At 32.3% G+C, this 6,235-nt stretch carries 8 protein-coding genes; 1 reads left to right on the forward strand and 7 read right to left on the reverse strand.

Going from position 1 to position 6,235, the window contains the following annotated elements; translation table 11 throughout:
- Nucleotides 1–12: 12 nt before the first annotated feature.
- From WFK35_RS04435 to WFK35_RS04450, 4 genes are all read right to left on the reverse strand, one after another.
- Complete coding sequence (locus tag WFK35_RS04435; RefSeq protein WP_336731535.1) at nt 13–834, reverse strand: YEATS-associated helix-containing protein; 822 nt, start codon at nt 832–834, stop codon at nt 13–15.
- Between the two features lie 131 nt (nt 835–965).
- Nucleotides 966–1,751, reverse strand: coding sequence for a sensor histidine kinase (locus tag WFK35_RS04440; protein WP_336731536.1), 786 nt, complete (start codon nt 1,749–1,751; stop codon nt 966–968).
- Nucleotides 1,752–2,325: 574 nt separating this feature from the next.
- Complete coding sequence (locus WFK35_RS04445; RefSeq protein ID WP_336731537.1) at nt 2,326–3,126, reverse strand: hypothetical protein; 801 nt, start codon at nt 3,124–3,126, stop codon at nt 2,326–2,328.
- Nucleotides 3,127–3,131: 5 nt separating this feature from the next.
- The gene (locus WFK35_RS04450) at nt 3,132–3,764 is read right to left on the reverse strand and encodes a response regulator transcription factor (RefSeq protein ID WP_336731538.1); all 633 of its coding nucleotides are present in this window, start codon (nt 3,762–3,764) and stop codon (nt 3,132–3,134) included.
- Between the two features lie 183 nt (nt 3,765–3,947).
- Between WFK35_RS04450 and WFK35_RS04455 the strand changes: the two genes are divergently transcribed.
- Nucleotides 3,948–4,367 carry a hypothetical protein gene (locus tag WFK35_RS04455; protein ID WP_336731540.1) on the forward strand — a complete coding sequence of 140 codons (420 nt, stop codon included), beginning with the start codon at nt 3,948–3,950 and terminating at the stop codon, nt 4,365–4,367.
- A gap of 57 nt (nt 4,368–4,424) precedes the next feature.
- On the opposite strand, the gene rplQ is transcribed toward WFK35_RS04455, so the two are convergent.
- From rplQ to WFK35_RS04470, 3 genes are all read right to left on the reverse strand, one after another.
- A complete protein-coding gene (gene rplQ, locus WFK35_RS04460; RefSeq protein ID WP_076391872.1) occupies nt 4,425–4,949 on the reverse strand; it encodes a 50S ribosomal protein L17 in 525 nt (174 codons plus the stop codon).
- Between the two features lie 6 nt (nt 4,950–4,955).
- Nucleotides 4,956–5,951 carry a DNA-directed RNA polymerase subunit alpha gene (locus tag WFK35_RS04465; protein ID WP_062162712.1) on the reverse strand — a complete coding sequence of 332 codons (996 nt, stop codon included), beginning with the start codon at nt 5,949–5,951 and terminating at the stop codon, nt 4,956–4,958.
- Between the two features lie 33 nt (nt 5,952–5,984).
- On the reverse strand, nt 5,985–6,235 hold a 251-nt coding region (locus WFK35_RS04470; protein ID WP_336731541.1), incomplete at its 5' end, for a S4 domain-containing protein.

Raw genomic sequence — 6,235 nt, forward strand, 5'->3', positions numbered from 1 at the left:
GTCTGGACATTTTTATTTTTTATTATTCGCTACATTAAGCTCACCTATTCCTTTCACGAACGTATTAATGAGGGTTTCAATAATTTTTTTAGAAAACAGGGCACAAAGCAAACAGTAGCACGCAAACACAAAGTAATCCAGATAGGTATTAAATTCTAAGACTTTACTATCTCCCGCTTTTAAGATGAGGACTGCAAAAAAAGATGAAATCACTCCGAAAAGTATTCTTGAGACAGACTTATTCTTTTCCTCTTCAATCTTATCTAATAACACCTCCATTTTATCTTCTACATTTTGTATTGCTTCTGTCATAGGTTTTACTTCAGAAGCAGTAATACCTTGATTTTCAAATTTTTCACATAACTCCTTCATTTCTAATGCTTCCTTTTTAACTTCATTATTAGCTTGCAGCATATCTTCTAAATACCGATAATACCCACTGGCTAAACCTCCCAAAATACCACACACAATAATAATGATGCATAATTTTAGCGGCGCATTGTATGATGATTTATTTTCCGGAAAGATTAGGGTATTTTTTTCTTTTTGGATCTCCTTGAATTTATTAATGTTTACCTTTAAATTCTGTTCCAGAACAGATTTTACTTTCGGTTGGTCAGTAACCGAAATTAGTTTCAAAATATCATCATTTTGATTCTGAAGGGTAATTTCTATTTTTTCTACCTGAGCCGAGTCATCTTTTAAAACTTTATTTTTATATAAAGTATTATCATTTGGCTCTCCGATAAAATAGAGTGTCACACCTCCCAAAACACAGATTAAGATCAGCAGTAAAGCAGTCCAGTTATACTTTTTCTGATTTAAAGTTTTCATGGCTATTAATTTTTAAGTTGTTCATCAAAGTTCCTTTAAAAACAAACCTCTGTCAATTACACAAATGGGTGATTTAAAACAAAAAACAGCACCATAAAATGATGCCGTCTGTATTCAATATTTAAAATTTGCTACAAATCGATTCTGAAAAACAGATGTGTTCCGTTTTCTGTAGTGACTTCGCAGTGTCCGTTTTGTTCCTGCATTCTCCGTTTCATATTTCGGAGTCCGTTTCCTTCTGATTTTTCGTGGTTAATTCCTATTCCGTTGTCGGAGATTTTCATCATGAATTCTTTGTCTTTCTGGATGAATGACAATTTGATCTGATTGGATTGGCTGTGTTTGTAAGCGTTGTTCAGGGCTTCTTTTAAGCATAGAAATAAATTTCGTCTCTGTTCTGTAGTGATTATCGTTTCCAATACAACGCTTTCGCATTCTGTGAGCAGGAGAATTTTTGTTTTTTTCAAAAAATTTTGTGCATACATCTTTGAATAATCGATGAAGCTTCCCAAAGTATCGTTTCCTGAGTTGAGGCTCCAAAGCATTTCCCGCATGGAAAGATTCATTTCTTCGGAGGTTTTCAGGAGTTCATCAATATCATTTTTCAGATCATCATTTTCGGCTCGTTGTTTTAAAAATTCTGCCTGAAGTTTTAGAGCTGAAATTCCTGCACCGAGATCATCGTGCATATCGTGGGAAATTCTTTCCCTTTCTGCTTCTATAGATTTTTGTTTTTCTAATTCTTTTTGAAGGAGCTGGTTTTGGTGTTCGGATTCTTTGAGTTGTTGCTCCCTTAAATATAGAAGCTGCCTTCTGTTGTACATTAAGACAACGAAAATAATAAATGCAACGAAAGAAATCATTATTAAAGCAATAACGATATATGTAAGTTTTATATCTTCTGGAATCTGTTTCATACTTTACAAAAAAGTCCCTTTAGAAAAATTATATACGTTATTATTGTAGAATATTGATAAATATTATTTGTTAAAATAAAAAAATCTTCATCATTTTCCACAAAATAATTAGCTGGAATTATTCTTAATAAATACGTTACAGTCCAAAGTTTAATTCCAACACTTATCCAAAAGCTCATTTTTTTATATATTTTTATTTCATTTGGGTTTTTAATTTGCCCAGCAAACCAATTTAAACTTATAAGTAAATAAATAAAACTTTGTAATAAACTCAAATCTAATCCATAAAATCTACTTTTAAAAAGAATAATTATTATTAAAAGAAAACTAGAAATTAATAATGAGTTTAAGAATAGCTTATTTTCCGTTTCTTTCCTAAAAGTAAAAAGAAAGAAAAAGATATAGGTTATTTTCGTAATCTTATACAAATCGGACGAAAAGACTTGATTGAATACTAATAGTTCCGAAATAAAAACTACAAAAAAATAAATATATAAGAGTCTTTGTCTCGCATATTTATTTATTAATGAACATACAATACAAAGAAAAATTATTATTATATATAAATAAAACATTAGCAACCCGGAGGTTTTAGACAGAAATCGTCATAATAAATTGTTGGAGGTAAAAATGCATTGTTGACATCCATGGGAAATATTGCCATAATTAAAGTAAAATGATATTTTTTACTTTTATTATTACTATTAATTTTATTTTCTGTAACAACTCCAGGAAGTAAAGTTAAAACAGAATCAGCAGAACTGGTTTGATACTCATCAAAAATCTTATACGGAATCATTATATCAGTGGTGTTACCATAAGAATTATCACCTTCTTTTTTGGGATCTGCTGCTATTAATTTTGATTTAATATCATTCATTTTTGGATATAATACAGTCTTAAAATTATTATCCAACGTGAGAAATTTTAAAGTATCAACGTCTGTAAGTTTTGATACGTCTGTAACAAAATATTTTTTTTGCCCGGACTCAAATAATAATATTAATTTACCATTACTGCTAGTTAACATAAAATGCACATCATTCTCTTTATTGCTGGTAACAAGTGTTTTGATTTCATCTACTACCTTATCTTGTATCCTAAATGAAAAAGGATATTCACCTTTATTTGTCCAGCTAGGCTTAAACTCTCCTAAATATTTTTGATAATAGTTATCCACTGTAGAATCTGGAATATCAGATAATAAATGTTTTATATTATTTAAAGAAAGATTTTTAATTATAATACTATCTTTTGTCAATGCTGGAATTATTCTTTCTGCCCTACTGGTTTTATCATCTTTCTTGCAGGTTACTAAAAATAACAGAAATATTATTGAAGGAATAAACCTAAATAATTTAATTGTTGTTCTCATAATTCTTAGTTTTTAAAATGGTTAAATTTATTAATTGCCTCCACTTTGTTATTGACGTGGAGTTTTCTGTAAATGTTTCCGACGTGTTTTTTAACTGTATCAATACTGATGAATTTTTTATCCGCGATTTCTTTGTAGAGCAGTCCTTGAGATAAAAGTTCCAGTACTTCTTTTTCTCTTTCCGTAAGTTCATCATAGCCTTTTATTTCGGGGAGCTTTCTTTCGAAATGGCTGAGAACTTTTCGGGCAATCGAGAAACTCATTGGAGCACCACCGTTGTAGACATCTCTTATTGAAGAAAGGATCTTATCCATACTCTCGCCTTTTACAAGGTAGCCCATTGCACCGGCTTTTAAAGAATTGAATACTTTTTCGTCATCTTCAAAACTGGTACACATGATAAACTGTGTTTGCGGCAATCCCTTCCTAAGCTTTTCGATAATTTCGATACCGAGCATATCCTGTAATTGAATATCCATCATCACCACATCCGGAGAAAGATCAGGAAGCTTTTTTAAAGCTTCATTTCCATCAAAAAACTGCGCAATCACTTTCATGTCATCCTGATAATTGATGACTTTCTTCAACGCATTGTTGTAGTTTTTTTCGTCTTCTACTATGGCTATGGAAATGCTCATGTCGGTTATTTTGTTTAAGACAAATTTCAACAGAAAACAAAACAAAGTCAATTACCCTTTTGTGTAATATTCAGAGTTTGAGTTTATAGCTTTTTGGTTTAGTTTTTGTTTTTATTAAATTTAGTGAAAATTATTTTACAAAAGAAAATATTTAACAATCAATACATTAAAAAAATTAACATCATGAAAAATGTACTTTTGATCGCTATTTCAGCGATTTCTTTGTCGTTGATAAGCTGCAAAAAAAGTGAAGAAGGAAATAAAAGTGTTCTGAAAACTAATGATTCAGGTCCTATTTTGGCAGATAACGGCAAAATAGACTCAACGGTAAGCTATGATACAGATATTAACGGAAAGAAAAGTATAAAGACAGATTATGTGTATAAAGCTACCGACGGAAGTCTCGCAAAAGTTGTTTTTAATTACCCGGAAAAAACAATGAGTATAAGAAGCAATAATAAGACTTTCATCCTGAATAAAGTAGAATCCAACGGCAGTGAAACCATCTACGAGAAAATGGATATGAAAGCTACTGTGAAAAAAGACAGCCTGATCCTGAATCAGGGGAACAATATCATCCAGCTTGTAAAAACCAAAATTTAAAACATAAAAAAACCGCTCAGTAATCTGAACGGTTTTTATTTTTATATCTGATGAATATTATTCTTCAGTTTTTTCTTCTGTAGAATCTGCAGCTTCAGCCGTTGGCTCAGCAGCTTTTTCTTCTACTACAGGAGCTTCAGCTACTACAGCTTCTTTCTTAGCTGTTGCAGATCTTCTGCTTCTTCTTGTCGCTTTTTTCTCTTCCGCATTCGGATTGTAAAGCTCGTTGAAGTCTACCAATTCGATAAGAGCAGTATCAGCAGCATCACCTGGTCTGAATCCTGTCTTGATGATTCTTGTATAACCACCGTTTCTCTCAGCGATTTTTGGAGCTACCGTTCTGAACAATTCAGCAACTGCTTCTTTATTTTGAAGATATGAAAAAACAATTCTTCTGTTGTGTGTAGTATCTTCTTTTGCTTTTGTTAATAGAGGCTCAACATATACTCTTAAAGCCTTAGCTTTAGCTACAGTAGTGTTGATTCTTTTATGCTCAATTAGAGAACAAGCCATATTAGAAAGCATAGCACTTCTGTGAGAAGCTGTTCTTCCTAAGTGATTGAATTTTTTACCGTGTCTCATTATTAATTATTTATCAGCGTCTAACTTATATTTTGCAACGTCGAAACCGAAGTTAAGACCTTTTGAATGCACTAATTCTTCTAGTTCTGTCAAAGATTTTTTACCAAAATTTCTGAATTTCATCAAATCAGACTTACTGTAAGAAACCAATTCTCCAAGAGTTTCCACTTCAGCCGCTTTCAGACAGTTTAGGGCTCTTACGGAAAGATCCATATCTGCTAATTTAGACTTAAGGAGTTGTCTTGTATGAAGAGTTTCCTCATCATATTGGATAGATGCTTTTACAGCTTCCGTTTCAAGCGTGATTCTCTCATCAGAGAACAGCATAAAGTGATAAATTAATATCTTAGAAGCTTCTGTTAAAGCATTCTGAGGACTGATAGATCCGTCAGTTTCTATATCTAATACAAGTTTTTCGTAGTCTGTTTTTTGCTCTACACGATAATTTTCAATGCTATACTGTACTTTCTTGATTGGCGTGAAAATAGAGTCAATCGCAATTGTACCTACAGGTGCATTGTTTGACTTATTTTGTTCAGAAGGAACATACCCTCTTCCTTTTTCTATATTGAAAGTAATTTCGAAAGTTACATCACTGTTCAGGTTGCAGATCACCAAATCCGGGTTAAGAACCTCAAATCCGTTGACAGACTTACCTAAATCACCAGCAGTAATAACCGTTTGACCTGAAACTTTAGCAACAACCTGCTCATTCGATTGGTTTTCTGCCGTAGCTTTTAATCTTACCTGCTTAAGGTTAAGAATAATTTCGGTAACATCTTCGATTACTCCTGGAATAGTTGAAAATTCGTGCTCTACACCTTCTATTTTGATAGATGAAATAGCATAACCTTCCAGAGAAGAAAGCAACACTCTTCTCAAAGCATTACCGATTGTAAGCCCGAAACCTGGTTCTAGTGGTCTGAATTCGAATTGACCTCTAAATTCATCAGAGTTAAGTAAAATTACTTTATCGGGTTTTATGAATTGTAAAATTGCCATATTATTGGGTTGAGCAAAAATTTGATTAAAAAATTATTTAGAGTAAAGTTCGACGATAAGCTGTTCCTTGATGTCTTCCGGAATTTGGATTCTCTCAGGAGCAGAAACGAAAGTACCTTCTTTCTTCTCATCGTTGAATTGTAACCACTCATAATTTGCTTTAGAAGCCAATGCATTTGTAACCACTTCAAGAGATTTAGACTTTTCTCTTACTGCAATTACATCACCTGCTTTAAGCAAATAAGATGGAATATTTACCAGCTCACCGTTCACAGTAATGTGTC

Source organism: Chryseobacterium sp. VD8 (genome assembly GCF_037149975.1).
GTDB lineage: Bacteria > Bacteroidota > Bacteroidia > Flavobacteriales > Weeksellaceae > Chryseobacterium > Chryseobacterium indicum.

What these genes read in the sequence shown, in the direction of transcription:
- WFK35_RS04435 (WP_336731535.1), bottom strand. Translation starts at nt 834, where the DNA reads ATGAAAACTTTAAATCAGAAAAAGTATAACTGGACTGCTTTACTGCTG.
- WFK35_RS04440 (WP_336731536.1), bottom strand. Translation starts at nt 1,751, where the DNA reads ATGAAACAGATTCCAGAAGATATAAAACTTACATATATCGTTATTGCT.
- WFK35_RS04445 (WP_336731537.1), bottom strand. Translation starts at nt 3,126, where the DNA reads ATGAGAACAACAATTAAATTATTTAGGTTTATTCCTTCAATAATATTT.
- WFK35_RS04450 (WP_336731538.1), bottom strand. Translation starts at nt 3,764, where the DNA reads ATGAGCATTTCCATAGCCATAGTAGAAGACGAAAAAAACTACAACAAT.
- WFK35_RS04455 (WP_336731540.1), top strand. Translation starts at nt 3,948, where the DNA reads ATGAAAAATGTACTTTTGATCGCTATTTCAGCGATTTCTTTGTCGTTG.
- rplQ (WP_076391872.1), bottom strand. Translation starts at nt 4,949, where the DNA reads ATGAGACACGGTAAAAAATTCAATCACTTAGGAAGAACAGCTTCTCAC.
- WFK35_RS04465 (WP_062162712.1), bottom strand. Translation starts at nt 5,951, where the DNA reads ATGGCAATTTTACAATTCATAAAACCCGATAAAGTAATTTTACTTAAC.